The 17,848-nt window shown below is 65.9% G+C and carries 12 protein-coding genes and 1 pseudogene; 5 read left to right on the forward strand and 8 right to left on the reverse strand.

Annotated features, from left to right (window positions below):
* Nucleotides 1–149: 149 nt before the first annotated feature.
* From RTQ46_RS09875 to RTQ46_RS09885, 3 genes are all read left to right on the forward strand, one after another.
* Entirely contained in the window at nucleotides 150–533 is a 384-nt protein-coding gene (locus RTQ46_RS09875) for a hypothetical protein (protein ID WP_312436251.1), read from the forward strand.
* A gap of 253 nt (nucleotides 534–786) precedes the next feature.
* Nucleotides 787–4,605, forward strand: coding sequence for an ATP-binding protein (locus tag RTQ46_RS09880; RefSeq protein ID WP_312436252.1), 3,819 nt, complete (start codon nucleotides 787–789; stop codon nucleotides 4,603–4,605).
* 26 nt (nucleotides 4,606–4,631) lie between these two features.
* Nucleotides 4,632–5,036 (forward strand): hypothetical protein, encoded by a 405-nt coding sequence (locus RTQ46_RS09885; protein ID WP_312436253.1) that lies wholly within the window; start codon nucleotides 4,632–4,634, stop codon nucleotides 5,034–5,036.
* Between the two features lie 50 nt (nucleotides 5,037–5,086).
* Here RTQ46_RS09885 and RTQ46_RS09890 read toward each other — a convergent pair whose 3' ends face one another.
* Nucleotides 5,087–7,327, reverse strand: a complete 2,241-nt coding sequence (locus RTQ46_RS09890) for a TonB-dependent siderophore receptor (protein ID WP_312436254.1) — start codon at nucleotides 7,325–7,327, stop codon at nucleotides 5,087–5,089.
* Between the two features lie 324 nt (nucleotides 7,328–7,651).
* On the opposite strand from RTQ46_RS09890, the gene RTQ46_RS09895 reads away from it, so the two are divergent.
* Both RTQ46_RS09895 and RTQ46_RS09900 read left to right on the forward strand, forming a co-directional pair.
* A complete protein-coding gene (locus RTQ46_RS09895) occupies nucleotides 7,652–9,673 on the forward strand; it encodes a S9 family peptidase (RefSeq protein ID WP_312436255.1) in 2,022 nt (673 codons plus the stop codon).
* 116 nt (nucleotides 9,674–9,789) lie between these two features.
* A complete protein-coding gene (locus RTQ46_RS09900; RefSeq protein ID WP_312436256.1) occupies nucleotides 9,790–10,986 on the forward strand; it encodes an FAD binding domain-containing protein in 1,197 nt (398 codons plus the stop codon).
* 6 nt (nucleotides 10,987–10,992) lie between these two features.
* Here RTQ46_RS09900 and RTQ46_RS09905 read toward each other — a convergent pair whose 3' ends face one another.
* The 7 genes and pseudogenes from RTQ46_RS09905 to RTQ46_RS09935 all read right to left on the reverse strand — a co-directional run.
* Nucleotides 10,993–11,751, reverse strand: a complete 759-nt coding sequence (locus RTQ46_RS09905; protein WP_312436257.1) for a glycosyltransferase — start codon at nucleotides 11,749–11,751, stop codon at nucleotides 10,993–10,995.
* Entirely contained in the window at nucleotides 11,748–12,395 is a 648-nt protein-coding gene (locus RTQ46_RS09910) for a class I SAM-dependent methyltransferase (protein ID WP_312436258.1), read from the reverse strand. The genes RTQ46_RS09905 and RTQ46_RS09910 overlap by 4 nt, the downstream gene beginning before the upstream one ends.
* Nucleotides 12,396–12,400: 5 nt before the next feature.
* The gene (locus tag RTQ46_RS09915) at nucleotides 12,401–13,171 is read right to left on the reverse strand and encodes a PIG-L family deacetylase (protein ID WP_312436259.1); all 771 of its coding nucleotides are present in this window, start codon (nucleotides 13,169–13,171) and stop codon (nucleotides 12,401–12,403) included.
* Nucleotide 13,172: 1 nt separating this feature from the next.
* The gene (locus RTQ46_RS09920) at nucleotides 13,173–14,210 is read right to left on the reverse strand and encodes an acyl-CoA dehydrogenase (RefSeq protein WP_312436260.1); all 1,038 of its coding nucleotides are present in this window, start codon (nucleotides 14,208–14,210) and stop codon (nucleotides 13,173–13,175) included.
* Between the two features lie 117 nt (nucleotides 14,211–14,327).
* On the reverse strand, nucleotides 14,328–14,945 hold the full coding sequence (locus tag RTQ46_RS09925) for a hypothetical protein (protein ID WP_312436261.1): 618 nt from the start codon (nucleotides 14,943–14,945) through the stop codon (nucleotides 14,328–14,330).
* A gap of 83 nt (nucleotides 14,946–15,028) precedes the next feature.
* Nucleotides 15,029–17,254, reverse strand: coding sequence for an ATP-binding protein (locus tag RTQ46_RS09930; RefSeq protein ID WP_312436263.1), 2,226 nt, complete (start codon nucleotides 17,252–17,254; stop codon nucleotides 15,029–15,031).
* Between the two features lie 233 nt (nucleotides 17,255–17,487).
* A pseudogene (locus RTQ46_RS09935) lies at nucleotides 17,488–17,848 on the reverse strand (methyl-accepting chemotaxis protein); the annotation flags it as partial.

Here is a 17,848-nt window from a genome sequence, read left to right on the forward strand (position 1 = left end):
GGAGAATCATCTCGCCAGCAAGCTTGCTCAAGGCCACCATGGGAAGCTTTCCACACTTGATGGTGACATAGCCTTTTTTTTTGTCCGTCGGTTTTGGCAGCGCGGTATCCGCCGCAGCCAAAGCCGCCAGCTTCCCGTTTGCTATATGATTGATCTCCTCCATCAATGGGGGCGGGAGATGTCAGCTTATCAGCAGGCGAGACAAGAGCGCGCGAGCAGGAAATTGGCGGGAAAACTGGCGCTGGAGGAGAGGGACGGGAGCGGCAGTAGCGCGCTTCGAACCGATCCTCAAGGAGGAGCGGCTGACCATCGTCGCCGATGGCGGCACCTGTCAGGTGAAAAGCTCGCATTCGCAGGCGTCCTATAGCACCGCGATGATTTTCTCGATGGCGGCCACCAGCGATATCCTGGGCGGGGCGCCGGTCATCACGATTACCCTCACCGGCAAGGCGGACGGCACGGCCGTGCTGCACGGCAAAGCCAAACTCAATATCGGGTCGGCCTACGAGCCATCGCAGCTCGTTCAGGGATGACGTGAGACTGGCGTCGCCGCGCTTTGAACAGGATCTGAGGCAGTATTTGTGCGAGCTGTATATCCACGCTTTCGAGTTTATCGACCAATGCACTGTGGTCAAATAAATACGAGGCGTTGTGTGCAAGGCCTTTTTTCCGGGGCAGGGAAGTGCACGGCTTCGATCTGCCTGCAGGCCAGCGACCCGGCCGTCATATAATACGGCACCGATTCCATTCACCTGCCTTCATCCCCCTTCTGCCCGGTAGAACCCAGTGACCCAGTCCAACTCCTTGCCTGCGATACCTCCGCTCAATCACGATCTCAACTGGCTCTCCGGCGGCGGTGAAATGGGGGCGCTGATCCGCACCATGGACTGGTCGAAGACGTCGCTCGGTCCGCTGGAGAGTTGGCCGCAAAGCCTGCGCACCTCCGTCAGCCTGTGCCTGTCGTCGACATTTCCGATCCTGGTGGCGTGGGGACCGGAGGATGTGCAGATCTATAACGATGCGTATCGCCCGATCTGCGGCGCCAAGCATCCGGAATCGATGGGCGAGCCGTTCAAGGTGTGCTGGACGACTGCCTTGCCGGTGGTGGGCGACGCGTTCGACCGCGCGCACGAGGGCGAGGGCGCGTATATCCGCGACCAGCGCATGTTCCTCGACCGCTACGGCTACCTGGAAGAGTCGTTCATGACCTTCTCGTTTTCGTCGATCCGCGACGAATCGGGCAAGGTCGGCGGCGTGTTCCACCCGATTACGGAGTCGACCGGGCAGGTGCTCAACGCACGCCGCACGCAGGGCCTGCGCGATTTGAGCGCGGCAATCGCCACGGCGCGCTCGATGGTTGATGTCGGCGCGCAGATGGCCAGCCAGTACGGTAGTCTGGCGCTCGATGTGCCTTTCTTGCTGTTCTACCAGCTCGATGCGGACAGCGGGCGGGTAGCATTGCGCGGCAGCGCGGGCCTGTCGGTGGGCAGCGCGCTGGCGCCGTCCGAAGCCGCCTTCGACGACGCCATCTGGCCGTTTGTGGCCACCGCCGAAGCGGGCGTGATGCGGCAGGTCGATGGCCTGGAACAGCGTCTGGGCGTGGCTGCGTGCGGCCCGTACGAGCTGCTGCCGCGCACGGCGATGGTGCTGCCGCTGGCCTTGCCGGGGCAGGAAGCGCTGTTCGGTTTCCTGGTGGCCGGCGTCAGCGCCTGCCGCGAACTCGACGCCGAATATTTCAACTATTACGCGCTGCTGGCCGGCGCCGTCAATACGGCGGTGGGCAATGTGCTGGCGTACGAACGCGAACAGCGCCGCGCCGAGGAACTGGCCGAGATCGACCGCTCCAAGACAGCCTTCTTTTCCAACGTCTCGCACGAATTCCGTACGCCGCTGACCCTGATCCTGGGGCCGCTGGCCGAGGCGCTGGGCGACGTGAACCACGTGCTCGATCCGGTGCAGCGCCAGCGCATCGAGGTCACGCACCGCAATTCGCTGCGCCTGTTAAAACTGGTCAATTCGCTGCTCGATTTTTCGCGCATCGAGGCCGGCCGCGTGGTGGCCACCTATATTCCGGCCGACCTGCGCCATGTGACGCTGGACCTGGCCAGCGTGTTCGAGTCGGCGATGGCCAAGGGCGGGCTGGCCTATACGGTCGCGCTGGACGACCTGGGCGAGTCCGTTTATATCGACCGCGACATGTGGGAAAAGATCGTCTTCAACCTGCTGTCGAACGCGTTCAAATTTACGCTGCAGGGCGAAGTGACGGTCACGCTGCGCCGCCATGAGGGCATGGCGCGCCTGTCGGTGCAGGACACCGGCGGCGGCATACCGGCGCACGAACTGCCGCGCATGTTCGAGCGCTTCCACCGCATCGAAGGCGCGCCGGGGCGCACCTATGAAGGCACCGGCATTGGTCTCGCGCTGATCCAGGAACTGGTGCGCCTGCATGGCGGCGCGATCGCGGTGCACAGCGTCGAAGGCGAGGGCACGCGTTTCGATGTGGATATCCCGTTCGGCAGCGAGCATTTGCCGGCCGAGCGGCTGGCGCGCGATTTCGACGGCGCCGGTTCGCAGCAGCAGGGCGCCTCGTTTGTCGAGGAAGCCTTGCGCTGGCTGCCCGATGCGGCCGATCCTGCATCCCAAGCGCCCGCGTTGGCAGCCGGCACCGCCATCGAGTCGCCGCTGGCGCGCCCGCGCATCCTGGTGGTGGACGACAATAACGACATGCGCGCGTATATCAAGTCGCTGCTGAGCAGCTACGCCGATGTGACGGCCTGCGCCGACGGCGAGGAGGCCTTCGCCCTGCTGCTGCAAGCGCCGCCCGACCTCCTGGTCAGCGACGTGATGATGCCCAAGCTCGACGGTTTCGGCCTGATCGCGCGGCTGCGCGCCACCGCCTCGCTGCGCCATCTGCCGGTGATGCTGCTGTCGGCACGGGCCGGCGAGGAGGCCAAGATCGAGGGCCTGCGCGCGGGCGCCGATGACTACCTGGTCAAGCCGTTCTCGGCCAACGAACTGCAGGCGCGCGTCGAGCGGCAGGTGGAACTGGCGCGTGAACGCCAGCACCAGCACCAGGATGCACTGAAGCAGGAAGCGTATTTCCGCACCCTGATCGATGCTTCCCCGGTGATGCTGTGGACCACCGACGCGACTGGCTATGCGACCTACCTGAGCCGGCGCTGGAGCGATTTCACGGGCCGCACGCCGGAGCAGGAACTGGGCTTTGGCTGGCTGGAAAACGTGCATGGCGACGATATCGCGGCCACGCGCGACGCATTCCTGGCGGCCAACGCCGCGCATGTGCCGTTTTCGATCGACTACCGGCTGCGCCGCAACGATGGCGAATACCGCTGGATGATCGATATCGGCCAGCCGCGCGTGGATGAACAGGGCGCGCCGTTCGGCTATGTCGGTACCGTCATCGATGTGCACGAACTCAAGCTGCTGCAGGAGCGCGCCGAGGCGCTGGCCGGCGAACTGGGCGAGAAAAACCGCATGCAGAGCGAATTTCTGGTGACGCTGGCGCACGAACTGCGCAACCCGCTGGCGCCGATCCGTACCGGCCTGGAGCTGATGCGCTCGGGCGCCGCCGCCGGTTCGCGCCACGATATCCGCGGCATGATGGAGCGCCAGGTCAATCATATGGTGCACCTGGTCGACGACCTGCTGGACATGGCCAGGCTGACCAGCGGCAAGCTCAAGCTCAAGTGCGAGGCGGTCACGCTGGACGCAGTGGTGAAGCAGGCAATGGAAATCAGCATGCCGCTGGTCAGCGGTGGGGGGCATCGGCTCAGCATCGACCTGCCGCAGCAGGAGGTGGCGCTGCATGTGGACCGCCACCGCATCGCGCAGGTGCTCAGCAACCTGGTCAACAACGCCGCCAAGTACACGCCGAAAGAGGGCGTTATCACGCTGGCGGCACGCCTCGATGCCGGCTGCGTGGTGATCGATGTGACGGACAACGGCGTCGGCATCGCGCCGGAGGTGCTGGCCACCGTGTTCGACCTGTATGCGCAGGTGCCGAGCAGTATCGGCATGTCGCAGGGCGGCCTCGGCGTGGGGCTGAGCCTGGCGCAGCGGCTGGTGCTGCTGCATGGCGGCCAGGTCGAAGCGGCCAGCGACGGTATCGGCCGGGGCAGCCGCTTCACGGTGCGCCTGCCGCTGGCGGTGGACGATGCGGCGGCGGCTGGCGTCCAGGCGACGCCATTGCCCGAAGCGCCGCAGCCGGTGGCGCCGTTCAAGGTGCTGCTGGTCGACGACAATGTGGATGCGGCCGAAACCCTGAGCGCGCTGCTGGAGTTCAGCGGCTATGACGTCATCGTCGCCTACAATGGGGCGGCGGCGCTGGAGCAGGCCAGCGAGCATCTGCCACGGCTGGTGCTGCTCGATATCGGCCTGCCCGACATGGACGGCTACAATGTGGCGCTGGCGATGCGCAAGATCGATGGCATGGCGCACGCCACGCTGATCGCGCTGACGGGCTGGGGCAGCGAACAGGATCGCCAGCGTTCGCAGCAGGCCGGCTTTGACCGCCACCTGACCAAGCCGGTCGACTTCACCGCGCTGCAAACCACGCTGGCGGAAACGGCGGCAGCATACCAATAAATGTGCCTCGGCACGGGAGGACAAGCATGCGCTTGCAGACGATGCTCCAGGCCGGCAAGGGCCAGGCGGCAGGGTTGATATTTATTTTCCTGTGGTTCTTTATCGGCGGCATCATGCACTTTGTTGCCACCGATACCGAGGCGCGCATCGTGCCGCCGTGGATGCCTTGGCCTGTGGCGGCGGTGCTGGTCAGCGGCGTGTTCGAGCTGCTGGGCGCGCTTGGCATCCTTTACCGGCCCACGCGCAAGGCGGCCGGCATCGGCCTGTTCCTGCTGACGATTGCCGTCACGCCCGCGCATTTCTACATGCTGCAGCGCCCTGAACTGTTCCCGGTGCCGCTGTGGGCATTGTGGCTGCGCCTGCCGGTGCAGGTGGCGCTGCTGTGGCTGATATGGTGGAGCAGCCGGACGCAATCGCCACTTCAGTCTTGACGTAAAAACGGCCGCTCCATGGAGCGGCCGTTTCTCTATTTACACTACGCTCAGAATTTCGCGCGCAGGGTCACCACCACGTTGCGCGGGTCGCCATAGTAGTAGCTCAGGCCCGTGGCGCCGTACTTCTTGTAATAGACCTTGTCGCTCAGGTTGTTGACGTTGACCTGCAGCGAGTAGCCGTTGCGGAACTCGTAGGCGGCCATGGCGTTGAAGATCGAGTAGCCGCCCTGGGTCGCCGTCAGCACGCCGGAACGCATGTACGAGTTGTCCTGTACCGCCACGCCGCCGCCGAAGGTCAGGCCTTGCAGGGCGCCGCTGGCGCGGTAGTTGCTGAACAGGCGCAGTTGCTGGCGCGGGTCCATGCTGCGCAGCGGCTGGCCGATATTGGCCTTGGCCGGATCGACCAGGTATTTGGTGCGGGTATTGGTATAGCCGCCCGTCACCTGCCAGCCCGGCATGATCTCGCCGGCCACTTCCAGCTCCCAGCCTTCGCTTTGCGTCTTGCCATCGGCAATGCGGCAGTAGCCGCCCGGGTTCGATGGCGCGCAATTCGGCGTCGAGCTGGTGTCGTCCACCGCGCGGCCTTCGTTGTTGATGCGGAAGATGCCGGCCGAGGCGGTCAGCTTGCCACCCAAAAATTCGCCTTTCAGGCCTGCTTCGTAGTCTTCGCCGGTGATCGGTTTCAACAGGTTGTTGTTGACGTCCTTGACGTTCTGCGGCGTGAAGATCTCGGTATAGCTGGCATACGCGTTGATCTGTTTCGTGATGTCGTAGGTGACGCCGGCAAACGGCGTGATCTCGTGCTTGACTTCATAGTTGGTGGCAGGCGTGGCTGGCGCCTTGTAGTCCCACCAGCTGGCGCGCGCGCCGATGATGACGGCCAGCGGATCGGTGATCGACAGGCGGGCCGTGCCGAACAGGCCCTGCTGGCGCGTGTAGGTCGGCGTCAGGTTGTTGACGGCGGTGGCATCCTTGTCGATATAGCTGGTGTACGGATTCCAGTTGCGGATATCGACATTGGTCAGCGGGTTCAGGTTGAACACGCCGGCGGTGGCGCGCGTCTTGGTGCGCAGGCTTTCGCCGCCGACCACCAGCTGGTGCTTGCGGCCGAACAAGGTGAACGGACCGTTGGCCGTCAGGCCGGTCGCTTCCTGGTCGCCCGCGTCACCCGTGTATTGCGAGGTGGTCACGCCGAACAGGTAGGGATTGGTGGTCGACGAGCGCGTGAAATAGCTTTGCTTGAAGCCGTTGTCGTCCATGCGCATGCGCGTGTATTCGCTGCTCAGCTTGACGGTCCAGTCGTTCTCGAAGCGATGCTCCAGTTCCACGAAGGCCTGCTGGTTGTAGCGGTTCCAGCGGTTCCAGTCGGCGCCCAGGTAGGTGTTGCGCGGCAGGTTCAGCGAGGAGCCATCGAAGTTGCCCGGCAGGCCGCCCCAGGCGCCGGTGGCGTCCAGTTCCGTATGCTGCAGGCTGGTGGTCAGCGTGGTGTTCTTGCTCAGGTCGATCGCCAGCACGCCGTACAGCACCTTGCGGTTCTCGTCCTTGGCGTCCTGGAAGAATTCCTTCTTGTCCTTGACCGCCACGATGCGGCCGCGGATGCTGCCGTCTTCATTGAGCGGACCGGAGACATCGGCTTCCAGGCGGCGGCGGTCCCACGAACCGAGCGACACGCCGAGGTTGGCCTGGAAGGCCTTGGTCGGACGCTTGCGCACCATATTGACGGTGGCCGACGGGCTGCCCGAGCCGCGCAGCATGCCGGAGGCACCGCGCAGCACTTCCACATGGTCCAGCACTGCCGTGTCGGGCTGGATAAAGATCGAGCCGCCCTGCGTGATCGTCAGGCCGTCGACCTGCATCGCATCGATCGAGTAGCCGCGCGAAAAATACTGCACGCGCTCGCTGTCGACGTAATCGACCGTCACCCCCGGCGTATTCTGCAGCACTTCATTCATGTCGAAGAAGACGCGGTCGTCCAGCAGCTGGCGCGTGATGACGGTGACCGGCTGCGGGATTTCGCGGTTCGATTCGAACCCCTTGAACACGGTCGACTTGCCCGACGCCAGCGAGCGCGAATTTTCGGTGGCGGTGCCCTTGTCGGCGGTGCCGGTAATCGTAATGGCGGGCAGGGTGGCGTCGGCCTGGTCGGCGCTGGCGGCTTCTGCTTCGGCGTGGGCCGGCAGCATCGGCAGGATCAGGGCAGCGCTCGCGCACAGCAGGGTCGCCCTGGCGGCGCGCCGTAAAGGATGCAGGACGAACGCGGGATGGGCTGGGGCATGGTGGCGGGACATCACAAACTCCTGGAAATAAGTGCAAAATCAGTACTCAACGATTTCGTGAATGATAATCGTAATGAGAATCACTCCCAATTATATATTTCAGTATTGCAAGACGTCCATGTTCAAGGTGATTTTTCGTGACAATGTGTGGGATTTTTGCACTGTTGCCTGAAAGGCCAGTGCAGCCGCTTTTGTCATTCATGCCGCCATTCGGGCAGTCTGTCACGCCATTCCAGGCTTTCAGGCAGATGATCAACCTGGCAAGGTTGCTTTGATCTATGATTTATTGGCAATAAAAAATTCCTGGTTTTTTTCCCAACCCGCCACGAGGTGACCATGATTCGCCGTCTACTGCCCGTCGTTCCAGTCCTGTTGTTCGCCAGCCTGCTGCCCGCACAGGCGCAGGTTTCGATTGACTCCACGCCGCTGATCGAGCGCGCGAAAATTTTCGGCAATCCCAGCAAGTCGGGCGGCCGGATCAGCCCGGACGGCCAATGGCTGTCGTGGATCGCGCCGCGCGACGGCGTGCTCAATGTGTGGGTGGCGCCGGCCAGCGATCCGTCGAAGGCGCGCGTGCTGACGGACGAAAAGGTGCGGCCGGTGCGCAGCAGCTTCTGGTCGCCCGACTCGAAAGTGCTGCTGTATATCCAGGACAAGGGCGGCGACGAGAACTTTTTGCTGTATGGCGTTGACGTGGCCAGCGGCAAGCAGACCAGCTACACGCCGTTCGAAAAAACGCGCGTGCGGGTGATACAGATCAGCAGCAAGGTGAAGGACCGCATCCTGGTCGGCATCAACAACCGCGACGCGCGCTGGCACGACGTGTACAGCCTGGAGCTGGCCAGCGGAAAGCTGACGCTGGTGCAGCAGAACGACGGCTATGCCGGCTACCTGGCCGACGAGACGCTCACGCTGCGCATGGCCAGCAAGGCGCGCAGCGACGGCGGCTCGACCTATTACCGCGTGGTGGACGGCAAGGTCGAGACCACGCCCCTGACCGAAGTTGGTCTGGACGACTCGCAGACGACGTCGCCGCTGGGCTACACGGCCGACGGCAAGACGCTGTACTGGACCGATTCGCGCGGGCGCAATACGTCGGCGCTGCTGGCGCAGGATGTCGCCAGCGGCAAGACCATGGTGCTGGCGCAGGATCCGCGCGCCGATATCGCCGACGCGCTGTACGACCCGCGCACCGGCCGCGCGCAGGCCTACGGACTCGAATATCTGCGCCAGGAATATGTGCCGCTGTCGAACGACATCAAGGCCGACCTGGCGTTCCTGAAGAAAAACGTCAACGGCCAGTTCAGCGTCAGTTCGCGCACTGATGCCGACGACAAGTGGCTGCTGTCGGTCGACCCCGTCACCGCGCCCGCCTCGGCCTGGCTGTACGAGCGCAAGACCAGGCGCCTGACGCAGCTGTACGTGACGCGGCCCGAACTGGAAGGCGCGCCGCTGGTGCCGATGCACGCGCAGGAAATCAGGGCGCGCGACGGCCTGACGCTGGTGTCGTATCTGAGTCTGCCGAAATCGGTCGATGCCGGCGGCAGCGGGCGCGCCAGCACGCCGGTGCCGATGGTGCTGCTGGTGCATGGCGGGCCATGGGCGCGCGACGGCTACGGCTACCGCGGCTACCATCAGTGGCTGGCCAACCGCGGCTATGCGGTGCTGTCGGTGAACTTCCGCGGATCGACCGGCTTCGGCAAGCAGTTCATCTCGGCCGGCGACCTGCAATGGGGCCGCAAGATGCATGACGACCTGATCGATGCGGTACAGTGGGCCGTCAAGAACGGCGTGGCGCGCGCCGACAAGGTCGCCATCATGGGCGGCTCGTATGGCGGCTATGCGACTTTGGCCGGCATGGCGTTTACGCCGGAGACCTTCGCCTGCGGCGTCGATATCGTCGGCCCGTCGAACCTGTTTACCCTGCTGCAGACGATACCGCCGTACTGGGAAGCGGGCAAGCAGCAGTTCTACAAGCGCATGGGCGACCCCACCACCGACGAAGGCAAGGCGCTGCTGCGCGAGCGCTCGCCGCTGAACTTTGCCGGCGATATCCGGCGCCCGCTGCTGATCGGCCAGGGCGCCAACGATCCGCGCGTCAACGTGCGCGAATCGGAGCAGATCGTCGAAGCCATGGCGGCGAAAAACATCCCCGTCACCTATGTCGTGTTTCCCGACGAAGGCCACGGCTTCGCGCGGCCCGTCAACAATATCGCCTTCAATGCGGTGACGGAAAACTTCCTCGGCAAGTGCCTGGACGGCCGTGCCGAGCCGATCGGCGACACGCTCAAAGCCTCGACCGCACAGGTGCCGCATGGCGCCGAATTTGCGCCGGGACTGGCCGAGGCGCTGAGGTAGGACTCATACGAAAGGATGAGTCGCCCATACCCATGGGCGAGTGTGTTTTTCCGCCATTGAGATAAGCTCGGCGATGTGCCTGGACAGCAGGCCGGGCTATCTCAAGGAGAAATATCATGCCAGTGCCGCACCCCGCCACGTCCCGTCCGCGCGCCGTCATTGTCGGCGGCTCGCTGGGCGGCCTGTTTGCCGCCGTCTCGCTGCGCGCCATCGGCTGGGAAGTGCAGGTGTTCGAACGCTCGGCCGGCATGCCGGACAGCCGCGGCGGCGGCATCGTGCTGCAGCCCGAGGTCGAAGCCGTGTTCGATTTCGGCCAGGTGCCGCATGCGGTGCCGCTGGGCGTGATGTCGCGCGAGCGCATCTACCTGAACCTGCAGGACGAGATCGTCAGCCGCGCCCTGATGCCGCAGATGCAGACCTCCTGGAACACCTTGCATGGCAGCCTGCGGCGGGCATTGCCGGACGGCGTGCTGCAGGCCGGCGAACGCCTGCTGCGCTTCGAGCAGGAGGGCGCGCGCGTCACGGCGCATTTCGCCAGCGGCCGCGTCGAACAGGCCGACCTGCTGATCGGCGCCGACGGCTCGCGCTCGACGGTGCGCCGGCAACTGCTGCCGCAGGTCGCGCCCGCATACGCCGGCTATGTCGCCTGGCGCGGACTGGCGGCCGAACATGGCTTGCCGGCGCAGCTGCACGAAAAACTCGCCGACAGCTTCGCGTTCCAGCAAGGGACCGATCATATGCTGCTCGAATATTTGGTGCCAGGCGAAAACGAATCCACGCAGCCGGGCCAGCGCCGGCGCAACTGGGTCTGGTACCGCAAGGTCGCGCCCGGCGCGGACCTGGCGCAGGCGCTGACCGACCGCGCTGGCGTGGCCCACGAATTTTCGCTGCCGCCGGGCGCCATGCGGCCCGAGGCCGTCGCCGCCTTGCGCCGCGATGCCGCGCAGCTGCTGGCGCCCAGCTTTGCGCAACTGGTCGAGGCGACCCCCGAACCGTTCGTGCAGGCGATACTCGACATGCAGGTGCCGCAGATGGTGTTTGGCCGGGTGCTGCTGGTGGGCGACGCCGCCTCCGTGCCGCGCCCGCATACTGCCGGCGGCGCCGCCAAGGCCGCCGCCAATGCCCTGACCCTGGCGCGCAGCCTGCGTTCGGCCGGTGCCGATGCCGGGATCGACGCGGCGCTGGCGCGCTGGCAGAAGCAGGCGCTGCGCCACGGCATGCAGATGAGCGAATGGGGCATCGCGCTGGGCGAGCGGATCATGGATCTGGCGCCAGGCGCATCGGATGATGGCCCGCGCGCCGGGATGTTTTAGCTTCGATCAGGCATTCAATGCCGGCGCCGGAGCCTGTACCGCCGATGTCACCAGTTCCTTGACCACCTCCGCCACCCCCATCGCTCCCACCACCTGCAGCAGGGTGTCGCCAAAGCCGCCCCTGGCCTTGGCGTCGCGGCGCGCGCTGGTGGTCACGCGCGGGGCGGCGCTCCAGGCGATGCGCGCGCCCGTGGCCTGCAGGGCGGCGACCAGCGCCACGTCTTCGCTGCAGGCCAGCGGCGCAAAGCCGCCGGCGCGCAGATAGGCCCTGGCGCAGACGCCGAAGTTGGCGCCGTGGATATGGCGGTGGCCATCGGCGTCGGTATAGGTGCGGGCGAAGTGCTCGCGCAGGGCGAGCGCGTGATCCTCGTGCGGCGACCAGTCGTCAACCGCCACGGTGCCGCAGACGGCGTCGGCTTTCTGCAGCAGCTGCATCGATAGCCAGTCGTGCGAGACGCAGGTGTCGGCGTCGGTAAATGCCAGCCAGCGCGCGCCGCGAGACAGCAATAATCTGGCGCCGGCCGCGCGCGCGGCGCCCACGTTGCGCGCATCGACCGCAATGCAGTCCAGGCGCCAGCGCGCGTCGGCCTGCATGGCGTGACGCAGCACGATGCGCTGCGAGCGGTCGGTGCAGGCGTCGAGCACGACCACGATGGAGACGGCTTCGCCTGCCAACTGCGGGCAGGTGGCGGCCATGCTCAACGCTTCCAGGCAGGCTGCCAGGCAGGCTTCTTCGTTATGGACGGGGATCACGACGCCTATCATGCGAAACCTTCTTTCTGCGCCACCGAGCGCTCATCGTTGGACCACACACCCAGCAAAAAATCCGTTTCTTCGTGACGCAGCAGGCAGTGCAGGCCGGGTGCGTGCTGGAACGCGTCGTGCACGCGCACGGTCGACAGGATGCGCTGCGCGAACGGCGCGCGCCAGTGGCACAGCGCGATGCTGCCGCCCGGCGCCAGGCTGGCCACGCTGTGTTCGACCAGCAGCGCCAGCTCGTCGGCCGACAGGTAGTAGGCGATCTCGCTGACGACGATCAGGTCGAATTTTTCCGCGCCCTTGGTGGTGCGCGGCCAGTCCTGCGGCAGCTTGTGGCGCTCGAAGGCGACATTGCCAGCCTGGCCCGCATCGGCCAGCCGTTGCTGCGCCAGCAGCAGCGCTTCGGCGGAAAAATCGGCCGCCAGCAGGCGCTCGCAGCGGCGCGCCAGTTCCAGCGTCAGTTCGCCATTGCCGCAGCCCGGCTCGTACGCGTTGCGGTAGCGCCGCTGCGGCAGGCAGGCCAGCAGCAGCGCGCGCTTGCGCTCTTCATACCAGCGCTCGCGCACGCGCCACGGATCGGCGTCCTGCTGGTACAGCTGTTCGAAATAGGCGCCGCGCTGGTCGCCGGCGGGCGCGGTCGTGCTGGTCATGGGAGTCATGAGAAATACACCTCGTAAGGATGCAGCAGGCGTTGCAGGGCATGGGGGCCGACGATGGGCGGCTGGCCGGTGGATGGGTCGCCTTCCATCTGGCTGGCGAAACAGCGCAGGGCGTCGCGCTTGCGCTGCAGTACGCTATCGGACAAGGGCAGGCGGCGCGCGCGCTGCCACGGGATGCGGTCGTCGCCGGGTGCGGCCCAGTGCCAGGTCCAGACCGGCATTTCCACCAGCAGCGCGCCGCAGGCGGGCGCCGCCATGGCGCAGGCGCGGCCGCACGCTTCGTGATCGGGGTGGCCGTCCAGGCGCCAGGTGGTCAGCACAGTGTCGCCCGGACGCAGGATTTCCTGCAGCATGGCGGCCAGATGATTCTCGCGGGCGGTGACGCCGCCGTCGGGCAGGTGCAGGCGCAGCCAGGCCGGCGCGATGCCGAGCGCGCTGGCCGCCTGTTGCGATTCGTCGGGCCGCGCGCTTTTCAGGCGCTCTTTCGGCCACAGGGCAGAACCCGGATGGCTGGCGTCGCCGTCGGTGACGGCCACCAGCAGCACCTCGCTGCCCTGTTGCGCCAGCAGCTGCAGCAGGCCGCCGCAGGCGAGGATTTCATCGTCGGGATGGGGTGCCACGACCACGGCGCGCGCGCTGCCCGGCACCAGCTGGCGCGCGGAGACCGGGGGCAGCTCGGCCAGGCCGGGCCAGGCCTGCCACTCTTCATCGGGGGTGCCGCATCCCTCGATGCGGCGTTCCTGCTCCGGGATCATCATCATTTTCATGTCACAGCCCCCACGGATGATCGGCCACGCCGGCCACGATGCCACCCAGGGTGGCCTGGTCGCGCTCGGCATGGCTCTGGCGCAGGAACACCGGCAGGTCGGCCGCCAGCCGGGCAAAGCGGGCGTCGCGGCACAAGGGGCCGGCGCCCAGCGCGCGTGTAGTTAATTGCAGCACCAGCGTGGCGCAGTCTTCCACCGCCAGGCGCAGGCGCAGGGCCAGTTCCATCGCGTCGCGCTGCGGCTGGGCGTCGATGGCGGCCGCGCCTTCGCGCAGCAGGGCGCCGGCGGCGCGCAGCGCGCAGTCGATCTGGCCCAGCTGCGCCAGGCGTACCGGGTCGGGCGTGGCGTTACGGGCGCGCGCATGCAGGTAGCCGGCCACGGCGCAGGCGGCGCCATACCAGCCGGCCGCGATGCCGGCGCCGCCATGCCAGAAGCCGGGCCGCGCCAGGTAGGCGCCCGGTGGCCCGACAGGTGTGGCGCGGGCGCCGGAAAACTGCACGTCGACGCTGGCGCTGCCGGCCATGCCGACTGCCTGCCAGCCTTCCCGCGTGACGGTGACCGCGGGCTGCGCCAGCGCCACCGACGCCAGGCAGGCGTCGCCGGCCTCGTTCCAGCAGCTGACCAGCGCGTGGCTGATGCCCGCCGCGCCCGAACACCAGGCCTTGCGGCCGTCGAGCTGCCAGTGTCCGTCGGGCGCCTGCCGGAGCTTGACGCGCGCGCCCGGCATTTCCGCGCACCAGACGCCCCAGCTGCTGCCGGCCGGCACGCTGGTGCCGTCGATCTCGGCCAGGATGGCCAGCGCGTCGGTATGGCCTTCGTAGAGTTTGAGCAGCGACAGGTCGACTGCGGCAATTGCCGCCAGTGCCTGCCAGCGCTGCAGGGTGGCGCCATGGCCGGGCAGCGGCAACTGGTCGAGGCCTGATTCGATCAGGCGCTGCAATTGTTCGATGGGGGAGGTATCGCGCGGCTCCAGCACGGCGGCCAATGCCTCGGCGCCGAAGGCGTCAGGGGGTGCTACGGTATGGGCGGTGACAGACATTGCAAGCTCCTGTTTTTTTAACAGAGTAGCTTTGTATTTTTGCCATGTATGTACGATCCTGCACAGTCGCGAGCAAACAGATGCGTGTTTGCCCGTTGCCTGCTCAGGCTGCCCTGATTATTTGCGTGTGTAGACCTCGTCCGGCACATAGATGCCGTTTTCCAGGTTCAGCAGATACAAGGAGTTGCCGCTGATATACATGGCGCCGGAGGTCGACGAGGCCGGTTCCGTGCCCGTGTCCAGGATGCAGCTGCGCGACGAGGCACTGAAGTTGATGCACCATTTTGCCTGCCCCAGTTCGGTCAGGTATTGCACCGCGCTGCCGGTAATCAGCGTCTTGTACGAAGGAATGGCGACATTCACCTTGTCGACCTTGACGGTGGTGGTGGCGCCGCTCGTGCTGAGCTTGACGGGCGTATCGGCCGAACCGGTCAGCGTGATGCTGGCATTGGCCGAGGTGGTTTGCGTGGCCAGCGCCGTGCCGCTGCAGTTCGCCGTTGCAAAGTATTCCGCCTTGGTAACCACGTCCAGCGTGCCGTCGGCCTTGGCCGACAAGGTCACGCTGTCGAGTTCATGGTCGTCGCACGGGACTTGCCAGGTGCCGGCATACACGGACAGTGGCGCGGTGACGGTTCCCGTAGCGGAACCGGAGGAGTCGCTGCCGCCGCCGCCGCAGGCGGCCAGCATGGTGGAAGCGACGATGCAGGTGGCAAGAACGGCCAATGTTGTTTTCATGTCTTTCCCATGATCAGTGAAGGCGCTGAATGGCCTGGGTGCCGGGATTATATGAAATATTTCTTTCTTGAAACTATCGAAATCTATCCTGGCGATACACGCGCCGGCACATCGTGTGCCGATGCCGGCAGCATTACGCTGAACACCACATGCGGCGCATCGTAATGATAGGTAATGGTGCCGCGATGCGCCTTGACGATTTCCTGCACGATATACAGGCCCAGTCCCATGCCGCCCGGATTGCGCGCATTGTGCAGGCCGGAGATTTTGAACGGATCGAACATGCTGCCGGCGGCAAGCGCGCTGATCGGTGCGCTTTCGTTGCTGACGCTGATAACGACGCTGTTTTCCCGCCGCGCCAGGCTGACCTGCAGGGGCCGCATGCAGGCGCCATGGTGCAGGGCGTTGCTGACCAGATTGCTGATGACCTGCGCGATACGGTCGGCATCGAGCACCACCATGCAGCTGGCGGGCAGGTCCAGCAAGTGTTCGATGCTGGCGTGCGTGGTGCGCGATTCATCGACCAGGTCGATGATCAGCGCCGCCAGGTCGACCCTGCACAGCTTGAGCTGCATGGCGGCGCTGGTGCGCAGCAGGCTCAGCTCGCTGACCTGGCTGATCAGGCGCTGCATGCGCGCGCCGGACGACTGGATGCGGCGCGCCAGCACCTGCTGCCGTTCGTCGCGCTGCAAGATGGTGGCCGCCATCTGGATCGCGTGCAGCGGGTCGCGCAGGTCGTGTCCCAGCATGGCCAGCAGCAGCGCGCGCACGCGGTCCGCTTCGACCTGGGCAAACAGGCTGACGCGGTGCAATTCGGCCAGCAGGCCGATGGCCGCATCGAGGCGCCACGATTCCCACGGGTCGCAGCGGCCATGCACGGTTTCGCACCACAGCGCAAACGAGCCGCGCGGCGTCAGCCGTGGACCCAGCGGTCCGACCCTGACGATTTTTTCCGGCTTGCCGCCCCAGCGCACCGCTTCAATCTGTTCCACGCGCAAGAGCAGCAGCCAGCCGTTGCCGGACGGATTGAAGCTGAGTGCCAGCAATCCGACCCACTTGCCCAGCGCGTCGTGTATCGCTTGCGGCCAGTCGTCGCGCGCACAGCGCTGCAGCATCTTGTCGCTATGCTGCGGCAAGGTGGCCAGCATGGCGGCGGCCAGTGCGGGCGGTACCTCTCCATGGCACTGCAGCTTGCCATGCTGCGCCAGCACCAGGGCCTGCGCACCGAACACATCCATCAGTGCATCGGCATGGCGCGGCAGCACGGCCGCCAGGTCTTCCTCTTCCAGCAGCGATGCCGTCAGTCCTTCGCAGACGGCAGCCGCCGTCGCCAGGTGCGCCGTGCGAGCCCGGCTTTCCAGTACCTGCGCGGTCGAGGCAAGTACCTGGGCCAGCACATCGCAGGCCATGCGCGCGGCATACGGCACATGGCGCGCGCTGCCATGGTGGCAGGCCAGCATGCCCCACAGGCGCCCGTCGATCAGGATCGAGATGCTCATCGAAGCGGCCACGCCCATGTTCTGCAGGTATTCGACATGCACCGGCGAGACGCTGCGCAGCACGCCATGGCTCATGTCGACTGCGCCATCGCCGGTAGTGCCCAGCATGGGCACGGCCACATAGCCGACATCGGGAATCAGGCGCACCGTATTGATGATGTACAGGCGCCGCGCCTGGGCCGGAATGTCGCTGGCCGGATAGCGCTGGCCCAGGTAGGGCGGCCAGCTTTCCAGGCGCGCCTCGGCCACCACTTCGCCGCTGTCGTCATGGCGGAAACGGTACGCCATCACGCGGTCGAAGCCGGTCATCGCGCGCACCTGTTCGACGGCAAACTGCAGCAGGGCGGTGATGTTTTTCTGGCGCTTCAGGCGATCGTACATTTGCTGCGCCATCAGCACCTGGCGCATCACCTCGGTTGCCGGCTGGCCGCACCGTTCGAACTCCAGCAGCACGCGGCCCAGGTGGGCATGCGCGATGCAGTCAAACCGCACGCCATCGATCTGCGTGGCAGTCATCATCGGCGCCGCTTCGCCTTCGCTGATGTCGTGCAGGCAGGCCAGCACTGCCAGTACCGCTTCCGGCGCCAGCCCCAGCGCGTCTAGCGGCAAGGCGGGCGACAAGGGCACCGCCAGTTGCAGCAGGCTGGCGGCATTGGCGGACCAGCCGCTCAACCGTCCTTCGGTATTGAAGACCAGCAGGGCGCCGTGCGGCTGGATGTGCCCCGGCAGGTGGATCGCTTCATCGGCACAGTTGGCCAGCGTGACCTGCGCCGCGGCCAGCCGTGCAGGGGACAAGGAGGACGAGTCCATCTCGGTATTGCTCCAGAATAGGCACGTGTGGACACCGGAGCGTTGCAAGCGGAACCGGCGGAAAAAAACGGAAGGAACTGGAGGAGCGAACTCGGCCTGCGGTGGGTGCTGCGGACGGGAAAACTGACTCTGGCCAGCCATGATGCGCTTGAATGAATATTCTGTCCACCCGCATTTAGGCAGGCGCGATGGCGAACGCTGGCGAGGCAGCGTTCGCCTGGCGGCTGTGCTGCTTAAAACTCTTCCCAGTCGTCGCCCGGCGCAGGTTTGGCGGTGGCTGGCTTGCTGGCGGCTAGCTGCCTGGCGGGCGCTGTTTTCCTGATTGCCGGCTGCGGCGCGCGCACAGGCGTGGCGACGGCCGGCGCCGGCTGGCGTGCCTGCTCGCCAAGCTTGAACACGCTGACCACCCCGGCCAGGTGCTGCGCCTGCTCCTGCAGGCTCTCGGCGGCAGCGGCCGCTTCTTCGACCAGCGCCGCATTCTGCTGCGTGACGCCATCCATCTGCGCCAGCGCCTGGTTGACCTGGGCGATGCCGTCGCTCTGCTCGGTGGTGGCGACGCTGATGTCGGCCATGATGGCGGTCACCTTGCGCACG

The organism is Janthinobacterium sp., from assembly GCF_031995485.1.
Lineage (GTDB): Bacteria > Pseudomonadota > Gammaproteobacteria > Burkholderiales > Burkholderiaceae_D > Janthinobacterium.

Bases quoted from the DNA above. Each gene is read 5' to 3' on its own strand.
- RTQ46_RS09885 (WP_312436253.1), top strand. From the start codon at position 4,632: ATGCGCTTGCAGACGATGCTCCAGGCCGGCAAGGGCCAGGCGGCAGGG.
- RTQ46_RS09890 (WP_312436254.1), bottom strand. From the start codon at position 7,327: ATGTCCCGCCACCATGCCCCAGCCCATCCCGCGTTCGTCCTGCATCCT.
- RTQ46_RS09895 (WP_312436255.1), top strand. From the start codon at position 7,652: ATGATTCGCCGTCTACTGCCCGTCGTTCCAGTCCTGTTGTTCGCCAGC.
- RTQ46_RS09900 (WP_312436256.1), top strand. From the start codon at position 9,790: ATGCCAGTGCCGCACCCCGCCACGTCCCGTCCGCGCGCCGTCATTGTC.
- RTQ46_RS09905 (WP_312436257.1), bottom strand. From the start codon at position 11,751: ATGATAGGCGTCGTGATCCCCGTCCATAACGAAGAAGCCTGCCTGGCA.
- RTQ46_RS09910 (WP_312436258.1), bottom strand. From the start codon at position 12,395: ATGACCAGCACGACCGCGCCCGCCGGCGACCAGCGCGGCGCCTATTTC.
- RTQ46_RS09915 (WP_312436259.1), bottom strand. From the start codon at position 13,171: ATGAAAATGATGATGATCCCGGAGCAGGAACGCCGCATCGAGGGATGC.
- RTQ46_RS09920 (WP_312436260.1), bottom strand. From the start codon at position 14,210: ATGTCTGTCACCGCCCATACCGTAGCACCCCCTGACGCCTTCGGCGCC.
- RTQ46_RS09925 (WP_312436261.1), bottom strand. From the start codon at position 14,945: ATGAAAACAACATTGGCCGTTCTTGCCACCTGCATCGTCGCTTCCACC.
- RTQ46_RS09930 (WP_312436263.1), bottom strand. From the start codon at position 17,254: ATGGACTCGTCCTCCTTGTCCCCTGCACGGCTGGCCGCGGCGCAGGTC.